General features: G+C 64.9%; 16 protein-coding genes. 11 read left to right on the top strand and 5 right to left on the bottom strand.

Annotated elements, in window-relative coordinates; genetic code table 11:
• Positions 1 to 75: 75 nt before the first annotated feature.
• From ACY34H_RS23675 to ACY34H_RS23665, 3 genes are read right to left on the bottom strand one after another with little or no spacing between them, the layout of a single operon-like run.
• On the bottom strand, positions 76 to 969 hold the full coding sequence (locus ACY34H_RS23675) for an HD-GYP domain-containing protein (protein WP_464979922.1): 894 nt from the start codon (positions 967 to 969) through the stop codon (positions 76 to 78).
• Positions 970 to 974: 5 nt separating this feature from the next.
• Complete coding sequence (locus tag ACY34H_RS23670) at positions 975 to 2,201, bottom strand: pyridoxal phosphate-dependent aminotransferase (RefSeq protein ID WP_464979921.1); 1,227 nt, start codon at positions 2,199 to 2,201, stop codon at positions 975 to 977.
• 54 nt (positions 2,202 to 2,255) lie between these two features.
• Positions 2,256 to 2,735: a putative toxin-antitoxin system toxin component, PIN family gene (locus ACY34H_RS23665; protein WP_464979920.1), complete on the bottom strand. Its 480-nt coding sequence runs from the start codon at positions 2,733 to 2,735 to the stop codon at positions 2,256 to 2,258.
• Positions 2,736 to 2,773: 38 nt separating this feature from the next.
• On the opposite strand from ACY34H_RS23665, the gene yaaA reads away from it, so the two are divergent.
• Positions 2,774 to 3,541 (top strand): peroxide stress protein YaaA, encoded by a 768-nt coding sequence (gene yaaA / locus ACY34H_RS23660; protein WP_464979919.1) that lies wholly within the window; start codon positions 2,774 to 2,776, stop codon positions 3,539 to 3,541.
• 57 nt (positions 3,542 to 3,598) lie between these two features.
• On the opposite strand, the gene ACY34H_RS23655 is transcribed toward yaaA, so the two are convergent.
• Entirely contained in the window at positions 3,599 to 4,408 is an 810-nt protein-coding gene (locus tag ACY34H_RS23655) for an outer membrane protein assembly factor BamD (protein ID WP_464979918.1), read from the bottom strand.
• 64 nt (positions 4,409 to 4,472) lie between these two features.
• Between ACY34H_RS23655 and ACY34H_RS23650 the strand changes: the two genes are divergently transcribed.
• Together ACY34H_RS23650 and pgeF are read left to right on the top strand one after the other, a co-directional pair.
• Entirely contained in the window at positions 4,473 to 5,594 is a 1,122-nt protein-coding gene (locus ACY34H_RS23650) for an RluA family pseudouridine synthase (RefSeq protein WP_464979917.1), read from the top strand.
• Positions 5,595 to 5,604: 10 nt separating this feature from the next.
• Positions 5,605 to 6,396, top strand: a complete 792-nt coding sequence (gene pgeF / locus ACY34H_RS23645) for a peptidoglycan editing factor PgeF (RefSeq protein WP_464979916.1) — start codon at positions 5,605 to 5,607, stop codon at positions 6,394 to 6,396.
• A gap of 15 nt (positions 6,397 to 6,411) precedes the next feature.
• On the opposite strand, the gene ACY34H_RS23640 is transcribed toward pgeF, so the two are convergent.
• Positions 6,412 to 6,630: a hypothetical protein gene (locus ACY34H_RS23640; protein ID WP_464979915.1), complete on the bottom strand. Its 219-nt coding sequence runs from the start codon at positions 6,628 to 6,630 to the stop codon at positions 6,412 to 6,414.
• Positions 6,631 to 6,674: 44 nt separating this feature from the next.
• On the opposite strand from ACY34H_RS23640, the gene phaC reads away from it, so the two are divergent.
• The 8 genes from phaC to ACY34H_RS23600 all read left to right on the top strand — a co-directional run bounded on the left by phaC (position 6,675) and on the right by ACY34H_RS23600 (position 16,678).
• Entirely contained in the window at positions 6,675 to 8,384 is a 1,710-nt protein-coding gene (phaC, locus tag ACY34H_RS23635; protein ID WP_464979914.1) for a class I poly(R)-hydroxyalkanoic acid synthase, read from the top strand.
• Positions 8,385 to 8,626: 242 nt separating this feature from the next.
• Positions 8,627 to 9,193 (top strand): polyhydroxyalkanoate synthesis repressor PhaR, encoded by a 567-nt coding sequence (phaR, locus tag ACY34H_RS23630; RefSeq protein ID WP_464979913.1) that lies wholly within the window; start codon positions 8,627 to 8,629, stop codon positions 9,191 to 9,193.
• 330 nt (positions 9,194 to 9,523) lie between these two features.
• Positions 9,524 to 10,798 carry an ABC transporter substrate-binding protein gene (locus ACY34H_RS23625; protein WP_464979912.1) on the top strand — a complete coding sequence of 425 codons (1,275 nt, stop codon included), beginning with the start codon at positions 9,524 to 9,526 and terminating at the stop codon, positions 10,796 to 10,798.
• 26 nt (positions 10,799 to 10,824) lie between these two features.
• On the top strand, positions 10,825 to 11,700 hold the full coding sequence (locus ACY34H_RS23620) for a carbohydrate ABC transporter permease (protein WP_464979911.1): 876 nt from the start codon (positions 10,825 to 10,827) through the stop codon (positions 11,698 to 11,700).
• Positions 11,701 to 11,743: 43 nt separating this feature from the next.
• Positions 11,744 to 12,655: a carbohydrate ABC transporter permease gene (locus ACY34H_RS23615; protein ID WP_464979910.1), complete on the top strand. Its 912-nt coding sequence runs from the start codon at positions 11,744 to 11,746 to the stop codon at positions 12,653 to 12,655.
• A 3-nt stretch (positions 12,656 to 12,658) separates the two neighbouring features.
• Positions 12,659 to 13,714 carry an ABC transporter ATP-binding protein gene (locus ACY34H_RS23610; protein WP_464979909.1) on the top strand — a complete coding sequence of 352 codons (1,056 nt, stop codon included), beginning with the start codon at positions 12,659 to 12,661 and terminating at the stop codon, positions 13,712 to 13,714.
• Between the two features lie 170 nt (positions 13,715 to 13,884).
• Positions 13,885 to 15,291, top strand: coding sequence for a 30S ribosomal protein S12 methylthiotransferase RimO (rimO, locus tag ACY34H_RS23605; RefSeq protein WP_464979908.1), 1,407 nt, complete (start codon positions 13,885 to 13,887; stop codon positions 15,289 to 15,291).
• Positions 15,292 to 15,466: 175 nt separating this feature from the next.
• Positions 15,467 to 16,678, top strand: coding sequence for an ISL3 family transposase (locus ACY34H_RS23600; protein WP_464975433.1), 1,212 nt, complete (start codon positions 15,467 to 15,469; stop codon positions 16,676 to 16,678).
• Positions 16,679 to 16,681 lie beyond the last annotated feature (3 nt).

The following is a 16,681-nucleotide window of genomic DNA, read 5'->3' as shown; positions in this document are numbered from 1 at the left end:
TCATTGCTTGTAAAACAGGGTCCGTCCCCAGTTTTAAAATTAGGGACGGACCCTGTTTACAGGCAACACCCGTGGCTACAGGCTGGCCAGCGGGCCCCACACCTGCTTCATCGATACGGGAATCTCGCTGTCGTCGTCGCCCAGCGCGGCGGCGATGGCGCAGCTGTCCGCGCCGACGCGGCGGGGCAGCGGCACCGTGAAGGTGCGGCCTTCGGCATCGCGCAGGCAGAACACGGCGGGATGTCCGCCATCGCGATGCGCGACGATACCCCATTCGCCGCTGGCCAGACGCACCACCGTACCGGGCGGATACGGGCCGATCTCATCGCGGAAGGCCGCCGTCAGTTCCGGATCCGGCGACTGCTCCAGCACGCGGGCCAGGGCGTCGTCCGGCAGCAGCGCGCGGCGGTAATTGCGCGGCGAAATGCCGGCGCAGTAGCGGTCGGCCATGCGCAGCAAGTGGGCGGCGGCGTCCAGGTCGCCTTCGGCAGCGGATTCGGGCGCATGGTCCAGCAGCAGGCATGCGAACCAGTCGGTTTCCGCGGCGCGCGTGCAGTGCACCGCCGCAGCGACCGGCGGCGCCGTGTCATCCCTTGCATGGCGGCCGGTCGCATGCAGGGCCAGCGCGGCCGATACCAGCGACAGCAGGTGGGCCGGCCGCATGTGCAGGCGGCGTCCCACCAGCGCCGCGACGACGGCGGTTTCGATGCTGTGGCGCATGGCGTAGCTGCCGGCGACCTGATTGCGCAGCACGCAGGCCAGCGCGACGTCGGCGGACAGGTCGACAGCATGCAGCAGGGTTCGCGCCGTTGCCCGCAGGTCGGCCGGATCGCCGTGCGCCGGCGCGCGCTGGAAATCGTCGAGGCGGTGCTGCACCGCGTTCAGCGCACGCAGCACCGAAGGCGGCGCCGCCGTGCGGTCGGCGCTGTCGGCTTCTTCCAGGCCGCTCAGGGACTGCTGCCGCTGCATGGCGGTCAGATCCGCGCCAGGCGTTCAAGCGCCATGCCCAGCGTCTCGTCGCGCTTGGCGAAGCAGAAGCGCACGATGCCCGATTCCCTGGCCTGGCGGTAGAACGCCGACACGGGAATGGCCGCCACCTTGACCTCGGCCGTCAGCCATTCGGCAAAGGCCGCTTCCGGCATGTCCGAGATGGCGCCATAGCGGACGCACTGGAAATAGGTACCGTCCGCCGGCAGGAGCTCGAAGCGGCTGCCGGCCAGGCCCGCGCGGAACAGGTCGCGCTTCCTCTGGTAGAACGCCGGCAGTTCGCGATACGGCGCGGGGTCCGCCAGGTAGGCCGCGATGCCGTGCTGCATCGGCGCGTTCACGGAAAACACGTTGTACTGGTGGACCTTGCGGAACTCCGCCATCAACGGCGCCGGCGCCGCCGCGTAGCCGATCTTCCAGCCGGTGGTGTGGTAGGTCTTGCCGAAGCTGGAGACGACGAAGCTGCGCGCGGCCAGCACCGGGTGGCGGCTGACCGAGGCGTGCGGCTGGCCGTCGTACACCATGTGTTCGTAGACTTCGTCGGACAGGACCAGGATGTCGGTACCGCGCACGATGCCGGCCAGCGCTTCCATGTCGGCCTCGCGCAGCACGCTGCCGGTGGGGTTGTGCGGGGTGTTGATGACGATCAGGCGCGTCCTCGGCGACACCGCGGCGCCGATACGTTCCCACGGCACGCGGTAGCCGCCCTCGTCGAGCACCATCTGCACCGGCACCACGACGCCGCCGGCCAGCTCGATCGCCGGCATGTAGCTGTCGTAGGCCGGTTCGATGACGATCACTTCGTCGCCCGGATGCACGGCGCACAGGATGGCCGTCGTCAGTGCCTGCGTGGCGCCGGCCGTCACGGTGATTTCGCTGTCCATGTCATAGGCATGGCCGTACAGGGCGCCGATCTTGTCCGCGATGGCGCGGCGCAGCGCCGGCGTGCCCGCCATCGGCGGATACTGGTTGTGCCCCGCCCGCATCGCGTCGGCCACCAGGTCGACCAGGCGGGGATCGCAGGCGAAATCGGGAAAGCCCTGGCCGAGGTTGACGGCATCGTGCTGCGCCGCCAGCGCCGACATGCGCGTGAAGACGGTGGTGCCGACGGCCGGCAGGCGGGTGGCCAGGAAAGGCGTGGCCTCGGCGGCGGGTGAGGCCGGTGGGGCTGTGGAGGCTGTGGCGGCGGCTGCGGACGGGAGTGGGCTGTTCATCGCTGGCTCGTGGATGTCAGTGCGGATCGGCGGCTGCGGCGCACGGGTTGGCCTTCATTCTAGCGCAGCGCCGGCAGGGGCGGGGAGCGCCCATTGTTCGGGCGGAATCACGGCGAACATGCCGGCATTGCGCAGGCGCCGCGCCAGCTTCAGCAATGCCTTGTCCTTCGTGATCAGCACGTCGGCGCCGGCATCGCGGGCCAGTTCGAGGAACTTCTGGTCGTCGCGGTCGGTGCAGACCGGCAGCCGCACCCCCGATTCCGGCGGCGCCACGACCTTGACCAGTGCATCGAAGCGGGCCGCGCTGGCCGCGCGGGTGGTTTCGTCCAGCGGCAGGTGCGGATAGTGCAGCACGATGTGGTACTCGTCCCGGCAGTCGGCGCGCGTGATGGCTTCGACGGCGCCGCTTTCGATCGCCGCCAGCAGGCCGGCCCAGCGCGGATCGCGGAAAACGAACAGGTCGAGGCAGACATTGGTGTCGATGACGACGCGCTGGGCTGCCGCGGGGAGGGTTGCGGGTAAAACAGGTATCATGCGGGAAATTATTTCTGAGTGAACCAGTTTCGAATCATATGCTGATAGTGCTTTCCCCTGCAAAGAGTCTCGACCTCGACACCTCGCCCACCACCGACATCGCCACCCGCCCCGTCTTCCTCGATCACTCGGCCCAGCTGATCGAGCGGATGCGCCAGTTCGCACCGCATGAACTGGCCGAACTGATGGATCTTTCCGATGCGCTGTCCACGCTGAACGTGGGCCGCTATGCCGCGTGGACAACGGATACCGCCCATGCGCGCCAGGCCGTGATGACCTTCAACGGCGATGTGTACGACGGCCTCGATGCCCGGACGCTGAGCGCGCCCCAGCTCGACTACACGCAGGGGCGGGTGCGCATCCTGTCCGGCCTGTACGGGCTGCTGCGGCCGCTGGACCTGATCCACCCGCACCGCCTGGAAATGGGCACGCGGCTGAAAACCGCGCGCGGCAAGGATCTGTATGCGTTCTGGGGCGACCTGATCACGGGCGAGCTGAACGGCGCGGCGCGCGCGGCGGGTGCCCGCTGGCTCGTCAATTGCGCGTCGGAGGAGTATTTCAAGTCGGTGCGGCCGGCGCAGCTGGACGTGCCCGTCATCACGCCCGTGTTCGAGGAATTCAAGAACGGCCGGTACAAGATCATCTCGTTCTACGCGAAACGCGCCCGCGGCATGCTGGCCCGCTACGCGGCCGTCAACGGCATCGTCGAGCCGGAAGCGCTGAAGGCGTTCGACGTGGACGGCTATGCGTTCGCGCCGGAAGCGTCGAACGACGAGCGCTGGGTATTCAGGAGGAACACGGCCTGAGGCATCGACGCCGGGGCCGTATCAGTCGCGATACGGCCCCGGCGCCGGAAGCAGGGCTTACGAAGCGTTCCAGAACTTCCACCACTTGCGCTCGGGCTTCGGTGCACCTTCGTCGAGGAATTTGCTGTTCGGGAAGTTGAGCTTGAAGACACGCATCGCATCGTCGCGCAGCGCCACGTTGCCCAGCTTGTCATAGCTGCGCGCCATGATCCACAGCGCTTCCTCGATGGCCGGCGAATCGGAGTATTCGCGCACCGCATCCATCGCCCGGTTGGCGGCGGCAAGGTAGGCGCCGCGCCGGTAGTAATAGCGCGCCACGTACACTTCATAGGCCGCCATCGCATTGATCAGGTACTTCATGCGGTCGACCGCGTCCGGCGTGTATCTGCTTTCCGGGAACTTGTCGACCAGTGCCTTGAACGCGGCAAACGCCTCGCGGGTGGCTTTCGGGTCACGCTCGGCCGGATCCTGTTCGTACACGAAGTTCAGCAGGCCGATCTGGTCATTGAAATTGATCAGGCCGCGCAGGTAGTACATGTAATCGACGCTGGGATGGTTCGGGTGCAGCTTGATGAAGCGCTCGACGGCGGCCAGCGCCTGGGCCTGGTCCTGTGCCTTGTAGTAGGCATAGGCCACTTCCAGTTGTGCCTGTTGCGCGTACACGCCGAAAGGATAGCTCGCCTCAAGCCGGTTGAACAACTGGATTGCCCGTTCGTAGTGCTGTCCGGCCAATTCTTCCTTGGCCTCCGAGTATAATTTCGAAGCGGACCAGCCTTTGGTCTCGTCCGACTGCTCCGGTAACAGGCTGCAAGCCGAAAGTCCGGCAAGTAACACGGATGCTGCGACTACCTTCAATTTTTTTTGCATGTTCTCGTGCAAGAAGACGTTTAAACAAGATACGACCTGGCTGATTATAGCCGATGGGAATGCTGTGATATTGAATCCTGAGCCGAATCCGGCCGACCAACCCTCCGACCACGACCTGAAGGCAGATCTCGACGCCGACTTCGAAGCCGACATCCTTGCCGATGAGGCCCTCCCCGAAGCCGACGGTTTTGCCGATCCGCTGGCCCCGATCGAACTGCAACTGACGCCCGACGCCTGCGGCGAACGCCTGGACAAGGTGATTGCGAAACTGGTGCCGCAGTTCTCGCGCGGCCGCCTGCAAAGCTGGATCGAGGAGGGTTTCGTCACCGTCGACGGCAAGCCGGCCAAGGTGCGCGCCACCGTGTATGGCGATGAAAAGATCGTCGTGCTGCCGCAGGCAGCGCCGGAAGACGTGGCGTTCGCGCCGGAGCCGATCGATGTGAACGTGGTCTACGAAGACGATCACCTCATCGTCATCAACAAGCCGGCTGGCCTGGTCGTGCACCCCGGCGCCGGCAACTGGTCCGGCACGCTGCTGAACGGCCTGCTGCACCGCTGGCCGCAGCTGGGCGGCGTGCCGCGCGCCGGCATCGTGCACCGCCTCGACAAGGATACCAGCGGCCTGATGGTCATCGGCAAGGACTTGCCGACGCAAACCGATCTGGTGCGCCAGCTGCAGGCACGCACCGTGAAGCGCGAATACTGGGCGCTGGCCTGGGGTACGCCGCGGCTGTCCGGTACCATCGATGCGCCGATGGGCCGCCACCAGCGCGACCGCGTGAAGATGGCCGTGTCCACCGGCTTCGGTGCCAAGCCGGCGATCACCCACTACGAGCGGCTGGCCGCCGGCGAGCTGGACCGCCGCCCGGTCAGCCTCGTGCAGTGCCGCCTCGAAACCGGCCGCACCCACCAGATCCGCGTGCACATGGCGCACCTGGGCTATCCGCTGGTGGGCGACTACGTGTATGGCAAGCCGCACCTCACCGGCGTGTTCCACCGCCAGGCACTGCAGGCACGCCGCCTCGGCCTGGTGCATCCGGCCACCGGCGAGCAGTGCGAGTGGGAGATCCCGCTGGCCGACGATTTCCGGCAGCTGCTCGAGGAATGCGGCATCGATGAAGCATCGCTGCAACGCGACGCCGATGCCGATGGCGACGATTACGACGATGAGTTCGACGACGAATGAGCGAGCGCACATGAGCACGGCTGGCGCCACCCAGTGGCTGGTTCCCGACTGGCCCGACCTGCCCGACAGCGTCGGCGTGCTGTGCACGACGCGCCGCGGCGGCGTCAGCCCGGTGCCGTATGACGATGGCCACGGCAAGGGCGGCCTGAACCTGGGCACGCATGTGGGCGATGCGCCGAAGTGCGTGGAGCGCAACCGCGACATCCTGCGTGCCGAACTGCCGGCCGAGCCGGTGTGGCTGACGCAGGTGCACGGCACCCGCGTGGTCGATGCGGCCACCGTGGATATCGATGCCGAACCGCCGGTCGCCGACGCCAGCTTCACTGGCGAGCGTGGCGCGGTATGCGGCATTCTCACCGCCGACTGCCTGCCGGTGCTGCTGTGCGACGCGGAAGGCCGCATGGTCGGCGCGGTGCATGCCGGCTGGCGCGGCCTGGCCGACGGCGTGCTGGAAAGTACGGTGGCGGCGATGCGCGAGGCGGGGGCCGGCGAACTGATGGCCTGGCTGGGCGCGGCGATCGGACCGAACCGCTTCGAGGTAGGGCAGGACGTGCTCGATGCGTTCCTGCGCCGCCCCGGCGCGGACGAAGCGGCCATCCGCGGCGCCTTCGCGCCGTTCGCCCTGAAACCCGGTAAATATTTCGCGGACTTGTACGCGCTGGCCCGCGTCGCACTGGCCGGCGCCGGCGTCGGACGGGTATGGGGCGGCGATTTCTGCACCGTGTCCAACTCCGGGCGTTTTTATTCGTACCGGCGCGATGGCGTGACCGGGCGGCAGGCCAGCCTGATCTGGCTGAAATGATCGTCTGAACAGCGATCAGCGATCGCGGGCGGCGGCTTGGGCGCGCTCGCGCTGTCGCCGGTTCCGTTCCCGGCGCCGCTGGCCGATGCGCCGGAAACCGCCGGTAACATAGAGTAAAATTGCAAGGGGAACAACGCAGTACAGCAGGAACGTCATGACGCCTGCGACGACCGTCGGCTCAGTCAGCGACATCAGCAGCACGACGTAAATCCAGGCAATAGCAACGATCAGCATCGGTAGTTTCGGTTGGAATCACAATCATTCTAAATGGAATATACATGAATATGCCCGACGCGCAGTCCATGGCCGGCTGGATGGATCCAGGCCAGTGGAAATCCTGGATGCCCAACCCCGACGCCCTGGCGAACATTCCCCTGCCTGGTGCCGCGCTGCTGCGCGAAGCCGGTGCGACGGTGAAGCCAGAAGTACTGGAAACCCTCAAGAACGAATACATGGCTGAACTGGGAGCGCTGTGGCAGCAGCTTCTGGAAGGCAGGACACCCGAGATCCGCGACCGGCGCTTTGCCGCCCCGGCGTGGACCGCCAATCCCGTCACCGCGTTCAGCGCCGCCGCCTACCTGCTGAACGCCAAGTTCCTGATGGCCATGGCGGACGCCGTCGAGGCGTCGACCCAGCAGAAGCAGAAAATCCGCTTTGCCATCCAGCAGGTGGTCGATGCGATGTCGCCGGCGAACTTCCTGGCCACCAATCCGGAAGCGCAGCAGGCACTGCTCGAATCGAAGGGCGAAAGCCTGACCCGTGGCCTGAAAAACATGCTGGCCGACATGCAGAAGGGCCATATCTCGCTGTCCGACGACAAGGCGTTCGAAGTGGGCCGCAACCTGGCCAACACCGAAGGCGATGTGGTGCTCGAGACGCCGCTGTTCCAGCTGATCCAGTACAAACCGCGGACCGACACGGTGAAGCAGCGGCCGCTGCTGATGGTGCCGCCCTGCATCAACAAATACTACATTCTCGACCTGCAGCCGGCCAATTCCCTGGTGCGCTACGCGGTGGAGCAGGGCAATACCGTGTTCATGGTGTCCTGGCGCAACCCGGACGCCTCGCTGGCGAAGACGTCGTGGGACGACTACACCGAGCAGGGCGTGATCCGGGCGATCCGCGCCGTGCAGGAGATCACGGGCGAAGACACGCTGAACCTGCTGGGCTTCTGTGTTGGCGGCACGCTGCTGTCGACGGCGCTGGCGGTGCTGGCCGCGCGCGGCGAGCAGCCGGCGGCCAGCCTCACGCTGTTGACCACCTTCCTGGACTTTTCCGATACCGGCGTGCTGAGCGTGTTCATCGACGAGCCGCAGGTGCGCTTGCGCGAACAGGCGCTGGCCCACGGCGGCCTGATGCCGGGGCGCGACCTGGCCAGCACCTTCTCGAGCCTGCGGCCGAACGACCTGGTGTGGAACTACGTGCAGTCGAACTACCTGAAGGGCAATGAACCGGCCCCGTTCGACCTGCTGTACTGGAATTCGGATTCGACCAACCTGCCGGGGCCGATGTTCTGCTGGTACCTGCGCAATACCTACCTGGAAAACCGGCTGAAGGAACCGGGCCGGCTCACGGTGGCCGGGGAAAAGGTCGACCTGACGGCGATCGACGCGCCCACCTTCATCTACGGCTCCCGCGAGGACCACATCGTGCCGTGGACGTCCGCGTATCGATCGATGAATATCCTGAACCCGGAACGGCGCGAGGCGAACCGCTTCGTGCTGGGCGCATCCGGGCATATCGCCGGCGTCATCAATCCGCCATCGAAGAACAAGCGCAGCTACTGGGTCAACGAGGAACGGCCGGAAGATCCCGACGGCTGGATGGCGGACGCCGTCGAGCATCCGGGCAGCTGGTGGCCACTGTGGGCCGCCTTCCTTGCCGAGCACGGCGGCAAGGATGTCGAGGCCCGCAGCCAACCGGGCAATGCGAAATACCCGCCGGTCGAACCGGCCCCGGGCCGTTACGTCAAGGAAAAGGCCGATTGAAACCGGCAAGGTACCGACGGGGCGGCGTGATTTGTCTGGCGCTTATTTTAGTTGCGTTGCAATAAGCGCCATTCCAGCGCCTTCCGTCGGTCGATTCATGCCGGTTTCATATGATATGGCGTACATGTCGTGAATTTTTCACTCTATAATAGGGTGAGCAGGGCTAGTGAAAGCGAACTCTACGTTCGCTTTTTTTTTGATGTTACAAGGATTGCGCTGCGGCGCAAAAAACGGAACTCGTGATGAGTAGTGTAAAGAAAACTGCCGAACGCCTGATCAAGAAGTATCCCAACCGCCGACTCTACGATACGCAGACCAGTTCCTATATCACGCTGACCGACGTGAAGCAGCTCGTGCTGGACAGCGAGCCGTTCACCGTGGTGGACGCGAAGTCGAACGAAGACCTGACCCGCAGCATCCTGTTGCAGATCATTCTCGAAGAAGAGGCCAGCGGCGCACCGATGTTCTCGACCGACGTGCTGGCGCAGATCATCCGCTACTACGGTCACGCGATGCAGGGCATGATGGGCTCCTACCTGGAAAAGAACATCCAGGCCTTCACCGATATCCAGCGCCGCCTGACCACAGGCGCCGTGAATTACGACGGCAAGACCTTTAGCCCGGAGATGTGGACCCAGTTCATGAATGTGCAGGCGCCGATCATGCAGGGCATGATGAACAACTACATCGACCAGAGCAAGAGCCTGTTCGTGCAGATGCAGGAACAGATGCAAAACCAGAGCAAGAACCTGTTCGGCGCCTTCCCGTTCGCCGTACCGCCGGTTACCACGCCCACCGACAAGAAGTAAATCCCGTTGGCGGCCCGCCGCGGCCGCGCCATCATCCTGTGCCGGAGACGATTCCCCATGGAATGGTCCCTGGCGCTGGTTTGCCCTGGTTCCCTGCGCCGGGCACTTCCTCGCAGCCTCCCACATTCAGGTTGACGCCGCTTTTCCAGCGCTGATAGACTCGCAACATCCGAGTGGAATCGATTCCACCCCGACGGCCGGGGCTGTCGTGCCGGCGGCCACATGACTGGACCGTTTGCAACGGCATCCCCGGGGGGCTTCTGCTGGCGAGCCTGTTTCACTTATCATAAGCGCATACCAATAAGGCACCACAGGTGCCACGGAGACAAGATGAGCAACGCTACGACAGGTGCGGCCACCGCGTCCGCGCTGGTGTCGGTGCTGCTGGCGCTGGCCGCGCCGGCACAGGCCGCGGCCCCGGCCCCGGCTGTTCCGCTGAAGGCAACGGTGTCGCACTGGTGGACCTCGGGCGGCGAGTCGGCCGCGATCCGCCAGTTCGCCGATGCGTTCACCCGCGCGGGCGGCCAGTGGATCGACCAGGCCGTGGCCGGCGCCGATCAGTCGCGCGCGTCGACGATCAACCGTATCGTCGGCGGCAACGCCCCCGTGGCGGCGCAGTTCAACACGTCGAAACAGTTTCGCGATATCGTCGACCAGGGCTTGCTGAACAATGTCGATGACGTGGCGGCGCGCGGCAACTGGGACAACATCCTGCCGCAGACCATCATCGACGCCATCAAGATCAACGGCCACTACTATGCGGCACCGGTGGACATCCACATGCCGGCCTGGTTCTTCTATTCGAAGGCGGCCTACGCCAGGGCCGGCATCACGGGCGAGCCGGCATCCTTCGACGAATTCATGGGCCACCTCGAGCGCCTGAAGCGGGCCGGCCTGATACCGCTCGCATTCGGCGGCCAGGTATGGCAGGAGAAAATCCTGTTCGACGCGGTGTTTGCGCTGGTGGGCGGACCGGGCCTGTACCTGAAGATCTACCGCGACCGCGACGTGAAGGCGGTGCATTCGCCGGCATTTCGCGACGTGCTGGTGAAGTTCAAGCGCCTGCGCGCCTACACCGACCCGGGGGCGCCGGGCCGCAACTGGAACGATGCGACCGCGCTGGTGGTTTCCGGCCGTGCCGGCGTGCAGATCATGGGCGACTGGGCCAAGGGCGAGTTCACGTCGGCCGGGCAGGTCGCTGGCCGGGATTTCGGCTGCTATCCCGGCTTCGGGCCGCGCGCGCCGTATGTGGTCGCCGGCGACGCGTTCGTGTTCCCGAAGACCGGCAAGCCGCACGTGGTGAAGGCGCAGAAGCTGCTGGCCACGGTGATGACCGCGCCCGGTCCCCAGGTCGAGTTCAGCGCCCGCAAGGGATCGATTCCGATCAGGCCGGATGTCGACATGTCGAAGCTCGACCTGTGCGCGCGCATGGGCATCGAGATCATGGCCGACAAGACGCGGCAGTTGCCGAACACGGAGATGCTGCTCGACCCGGACCTGAACGGCGCCTTGCAGGATGTACTGACCAACTACTGGAACCGCAACGAAACGCCGGAGCGCGCCCAGCAGGCGTTCGCGCAGGCCATGAAGGACAACACGTGGTAACGGCGCGGCGGTCCGCCGGCCGTGCCATGCGACACTCCCATATTGCCGCCAGCCTTGCCTTGCTGCCGATGGCGCTCACCGCGCTTGGCGCCTACGTGCTGACGATGCTTTGGACGGCGCGCGTATCGCTGTCGTCGGCGCGCATTTTCCCGACCGGCGACTTCGTCGGCCTGGGCCAGTACGAACGCCTGTTCCGCAACGCGCGCTGGCTGCTGTCGCTGGAAAACCTGGCCATCTATGGCGCGCTGTTCATCGGCGCCTGCCTCGTCATCGGCTTCCTGCTGGCGGTGTTCATCGACCAGGAGGTGCAGGGAGAGGGCGTGCTGCGCACGGTGTTCCTGTATCCGTATGCGATGTCGTTCGTCGCCACGGGCCTGGTCTGGCAGTGGATACTGAACCCGGAACTGGGCATCCAGGGCGTGGCGCGGCGCCTGGGCTTCGACGGGTTCACATTCGACTGGATCGTCCAGCAGGACATGGTGCTGTACACGATCGTCATCGCCACGGTCTGGCAGGCGTCCGGCCTGGTGATGGCGCTGCTGCTGTCCGGCCTGCGCGGCATCGACGACGAACTGTGGAAGGCGGCGCGCATCGACGGCATTCCCGCCTGGCGCGTCTACCTGTCGATCGTGCTGCCGATGCTGTGGCCCTCGGTGTCGACCGCGCTGATCCTGCTGTTCGTGATGGTCGTGAAACTGTTCGACGCGGTGGTGGCGATGACGCAGGGCGGCCCCGGCACGGCGAGCGAAGTGCCGGCAAAATTCATCATGGACTACCTGTTCGGCCGCGCCAACGTGGGCCTCGCGTCTGCCGCGTCGATCGTGCTGCTGCTGACGGTGCTGGCGATCGTCGCGCCGCTGTATTACGCACGCGGCGCGGCGCTGCGCAGGAGCCGGGCATGATGCGGCGGAGCCCGGGCATGATGCGCAGGAAACGGAGCCGCGCATGAGGCGGGACTGCGACCTGGCGGTGCTGCCGCCTCCCGTGCGGCGGCGCCCGCGCAAGCCCTTCTTCACACCGGCGCGGCTCGGCATCTACGCATTCCTGGCGATGGCGGCACTGTTCTTCCTGGTGCCGCTGTACGTGATGCTGGTAACGTCGTTCAAGCCGATGGCGGAAATCCGGCTCGGCAACATCTTCGCGCTGCCGCTGGCGCCCACGCTGGACGCGTGGCACAACGCCTGGCAGGCCGCCTGCACGGGCCTGGAGTGCGAGGGCATCCGCGGCGGTTTCTGGAATTCGGTGAAGATCACCGTGCCGAGCGTGCTGCTGTCGATCGCGATCGGCGCGGTGAACGGCTATGCGCTGTCGTTCTGGCGGCCGCGTGGCGCCAACGCGCTGTTCGCGGTGCTGATGGTGGGCGCATTCATCCCCGGCCAGGTCATGCTGTATCCGCTGGTGCGCGCGCTGGCGGCGCTGGAACTGTACAGCTCCCTGCCGGGCATCGTCGTCGTCCATGTGATTTTCGGCATGCCGATGATGACGCTGCTGTTCCGGAACTACTATGCCAGCCTGCCGCAGGAACTGTTCAAGGCGGCGCGCATCGACGGCGGCGGCTTCTGGCGCATCTTCTTCGAACTGATGCTGCCGATGTCGGTGCCGGTGATCGTCGTCGCCGCGATCATGCAGGTAACGAACATCTGGAACGATTTCCTGCTGGGCCTCGTCTTCGCCGGCTCGGACAACCTGCCGATGACGGTCCAGCTGAACAACATCATCAACACCACCACCGGCGAGCGGCAGTACAACGTGAACATGGCGGCGACGCTGCTGACGTCGCTGGTGCCGCTGGCGCTGTATTTCTTCTCCGGCCGCTGGTTCGTGCGCGGCATCGCCAGTGGCGCAGTGAAAGGATAGATCATGGCCAACGTCTCCATTTCCGGACTGCGCATCGAGCTCGGCGCCAGTACCATCATCGACGCGCTGGACCTGGAAGTCGCCGCCGGCGAATTCATCGTGCTGCTGGGCCCCTCGGGCTGCGGAAAATCGACGCTGTTGCACAGCATCGCCGGCCTGAACGACGCGGCCGGCGGCAGCATCCGCATCGGCGGCCGCGACATGACCTGGGCCGACCCGAAGGACCGCGGCATCGCGCTGGTGTTCCAGTCGTATGCGCTGTATCCAACGATGAACGTGGAAGCCAATATGTCGTTCGGGCTGCGCATCAACGGCACGCCGAAGGCGGAAATCGCGCGGCGTGTCGCGCGCGCGGCCGAGATGCTGCAACTGGAGCCGCTGCTGAAACGCAAGCCGGGGCAGCTGTCCGGCGGCCAGCGGCAGCGCGTGGCGATCGGCCGCGCCATCGTGCGCGAGGCGGACGTGTTCCTGTTCGACGAGCCGCTGTCGAACCTGGACGCCAAGCTGCGCACCGAATTGCGGCGCGAACTGAAGCACCTGCACGCGCGGCTGGACGCGACGATGATCTACGTGACGCACGACCAGGTCGAGGCGATGACGCTGGCCGACCGCATGGCCGTCATGCAGGGCGGCGTGATCCAGCAGTTCGATACGCCCGATGCGATCTACCGCGCGCCGGAAAACCTGTTCGTCGCCACCTTCCTCGGCTCGCCCGGCATGAACCTGTTCCACGGCCGGCTCGACACGTCGGGCGGCCCGGTGTTCCGCAACGAGCACCTTGCGGTGGACCTGTCCCGCTATCCGTTCCGCCAGCCACCGGTGCATGGGCAGCCCGTGGTGCTGGGCGTGCGGCCGGAAGACGTCGATGTGTCGCCCGGCGGCACCTGCCGCGCACCCGTCACGCTGGTCGAGGCGATGGGCGCCCACCGCGTGCTGTGGCACGGCTTCCACGGCCGCGAAGTGGCCGCCATCGTCCCCGACGACCGCCCCGGCGGCGCCTTCACCCTGCGGCCGGACAATGTCTCCCTGTTCGACGAAACCACCACCACCCGCCTGTAGCAGCAAAACCGGGGACGGACCCTGGTTTCCAGGAAAAACCGGGGACGGACCCTGGTTTCCAGGAAATTTCCGCAAAACAGGGGTACGTCCCCAGTTTTGACGTACGGTATCGCACACCGGCCACTTCAGGTAAAATAGACGATTGGTCCGAACATTCGTGATACTTGAACATGCAATCTGAGCCACTTTCCCGTCTTCCCAAGCCCGCCGATGGATCGCCAGCACAAGGTTCGCCAGCACCCAAGGTGGGCTTTGTCTCGCTCGGCTGCCCGAAGGCGCTGGTCGATTCCGAACAGATCCTGACGCAGCTGCGCGCGGAAGGGTATGACACCGCCAAGTCGTACGCCGGCGCCGATCTCGTCATCGTCAATACCTGCGGCTTCATCGATGCCGCGGTGCAGGAGTCGCTCGATGCGATCGGCGAGGCGCTGGCCGAGAACGGCAAGGTCATCGTGACCGGCTGCCTGGGCGCGAAGAAGGATGCGGCTGGCGACGACCTGATCCAGAAGATCCACCCGAAGGTGCTGGCCGTGACCGGTCCGCACGCGGTGGGCGAGGTGATGTCGCAAGTGCACACGCACCTGCCCAAGCCGCACGAGCCGTTCATCGACCTGGTGCCGCCGCAGGGCGTCAAGCTGACGCCGAAGCACTATGCCTACCTGAAGATCTCGGAAGGCTGCAACCACCGCTGCTCGTTCTGCATCATCCCGTCGATGCGGGGCGACCTGGTGTCGCGCCCGATCGGCGAACTGATGATCGAGGCGGAAAACCTGTTCAAGGCCGGCGTCAAGGAACTGCTGGTGATCTCGCAGGACACGTCGGCCTACGGCATCGACGTCAAGTTCCGCTCCGGCTTCTGGAACGGCCGCCCGGTCAAGACGCACATGACGCAGCTGACCGAAGCGCTGGGCCAGCTGGCCAAGCAGTACGGCGCCTGGGTGCGCCTGCACTATGTGTATCCGTACCCGCACGTGGACGAGATCATCCCGATGATGAGCGGCGGCCACGTGCTGCCTTACCTCGACATCCCGATGCAGCACGCCCACCCGGAAGTGCTGAAGCGCATGAAGCGCCCGGCCTCCGGCGAGAAGAACCTGGAGCGCATCCTGAAGTGGCGCCAGATGAACCCGGACCTGACGATCCGCTCCACCTTCATCGCCGGCTTCCCGGGCGAGACCGAGGCCGAGTTCGAATACCTGCTGGACTTCCTGAAGGAAGCGCAGATCGACCGCCTGGGCTGTTTCGCCTACTCGCCGGTGGAAGGCGCCACCGCCAACGAGATCGCCAATCCGGTGCCGGAAGAAGTGCGCGAGGAACGCCGCGGCCGCGTCATGCTGCTGCAGGAGGAAATCTCGAAGGCGCGCCTGAAAGCCAAGATCGGAAAGACCATCAAGGTGCTGATCGACGAGCTGACTCCGTCCGGCGCGATCGGCCGCTCGGCCGCCGATGCGCCCGAGATCGACGGCGTGGTGCACGTGAAGAAGCCGTTCGAGCCGCACAAGAAGCTGGCCGTCGGCCAGTTCTTCGACGTCGAGATCACGCGCGCCGATGCGCACGACCTGTGGGGCGAAGCGTAACGCTGCGTCATCGCACGCTACAATGCAGGGCGGACCATTACGGTCCGCCTTTTTTTAGGTTCTTCGCGGGGAATGGGGGAAGACGGGATTGACGATCTGAGCAGGAAGTGGTGGCGGGGGTCTGAAGTTGGTAGATTGATAGTCGCCAAACAAGTCAATCTTTCAAACCACCGCCATGCTCAATGCTATGTCGTCTCTCCCGTTTTGGGAAGGCCATATTCTCGACTCCGTCCAAGAACAGAAAGACGGTTCCCTGCTGATCGTTCTCGAACCCTGTCCGACAAGTGATGCTTTGTGTGGGTCGTGCCGCCAGCCTTGCGCCTTGGTGCATGAGCGCCGAAGACGCAAGGTGCGCGACCGCGATATTCTGGACAAACGCGTCTGGCTTGATGTGCCAGTGCGGCGACTGGACTGCCATCACTGTAATGCACGGGTTGCCGAGCACATTGTCTGGCTTGACCGGCGTTCACGCATTACGCATCGTGTGCGCCTGTGGGTCGAGGCGCTGGCGCAACTGCTTCCGATAGCACATGTGGCCCGGCTGACCGGCCTACACTGGCATACCGTCAAAGAGATCGATCATCGGCGCTTGAAGCACTTGCATGCTGACTTCTCAGCAGAGGGTGTACGGCGCCTGGTGATGGACGAATTCGCCCTGCACAAGGGACACCGCTATGCCACTGTCGCGCTCGATGCTGAACGGATGCGCGTATTGTGGGTTGGAGAAGGCAATAGCCGGGAAGCGATCCGGCCATTTTTCGAGATGCTGGGACCGGAAGGCTGCCAGCGGATTGAAGCCGTGGCGATGGACATGAACACGGCTATGGATCTCGAAGTGCGCCAGCAATGCCCCAATGCCGAGGTGGTCTACGACCTATTTCATGTCGTGGCCCGTTTTGGCCGCGAAGTCGTTGACCGGGTACGGGTCGATCAAGCCAATGCACTACGTGCAGAGCCAAAAGCCCGTCAGGTCATCAAGCGCAGCCGATGGCTTTTGCTGCGTAATCGCGACAATCTCAAAACCGACCAGGCGATCAAACTTGACGAACTGCTCGCCGCCAACCAGCCCTTGGCAACGGTCTACCTGCTCAAGACCGAACTGAAAGAGATCTGGTATGCGCCATCGGCCTGGGAAGGTGCTCGTCGATGGAAAACCTGGCTCAAGCTCGCCCTGGAAAGCCAGATCGCACCGCTGATCCAGTTCGCTAAACGCTTGGCCAAATACCGGCGCGGTATCTTGGCTTCGGCCATCTATCCGATGAACTCATCCATCCTGGAAGGCGTCAACAATCGCATCAAAGTGATCAAACGCATGGCTTACGGATTCCGGGACGCATCCTACTTCTTCTTGAAAATCAAGAATGCGTTCCCCGGCAAAGTGCGATGAACC

It is taken from the genome of Pseudoduganella sp. jia 9, from assembly GCF_055502615.1.
Note: the sequence above shows the minus strand (reverse complement) of the source record. Positions and strands in the feature narration are given on the sequence as shown.